General features: G+C 42.0%; 1 protein-coding gene. It reads right to left on the bottom strand.

Going from position 1 to position 483, the window contains the following annotated elements; genetic code table 11:
• The coding region (locus ADF62_RS07270; RefSeq protein ID WP_048788486.1) for a GBS Bsp-like repeat-containing protein at positions 1-483 on the bottom strand (483 nt) is incomplete at both ends.

Here is a 483-nt window from a genome sequence, read left to right as displayed (position 1 = left end):
ACCTTGTAGCTTCCATCTGATTGTTTGTCAGCATGATACCAAGTAAGGTCGTCTTGGCCATTCGTATCTGACCAGATTGGAACACGCACTTCTTGAACTTCCTTGCCACCACCTGAAACATTGGTTACGACTACATCAAAGCCATTAGACGTTTGGTTGTTAATAGTCAATTTCCCTGTTACTTGAGATTCCGTAGCTTGAGGAACTGTAGCTTTAGTTTCTGTGATATAGGTTCTCTTACCATCTAACATATAGTAAAGATGCACAGAATAGGCACCAGCATCACCCTTATGACTAGCTGTGTCTACATGAACCTTGTAGCTTCCATCTGATTGTTCGTCGGCATGGTACCATGTAAGATCGTCTTGACCATTCTTATCTGACCAAATTGGAACACGCACTTCTTGAACTATCTTGCCACCACCTGAAACATTGGTTACGACTACATCAAAGCCATTAGACGTTTGGTTGTTGATGGTCAAT

It is taken from the genome of Streptococcus sp. 1004_SSPC (assembly GCF_001069025.1).
Lineage (GTDB): Bacteria > Bacillota > Bacilli > Lactobacillales > Streptococcaceae > Streptococcus > Streptococcus vestibularis.
Note: the sequence above shows the minus strand (reverse complement) of the source record. Positions and strands in the feature narration are given on the sequence as shown.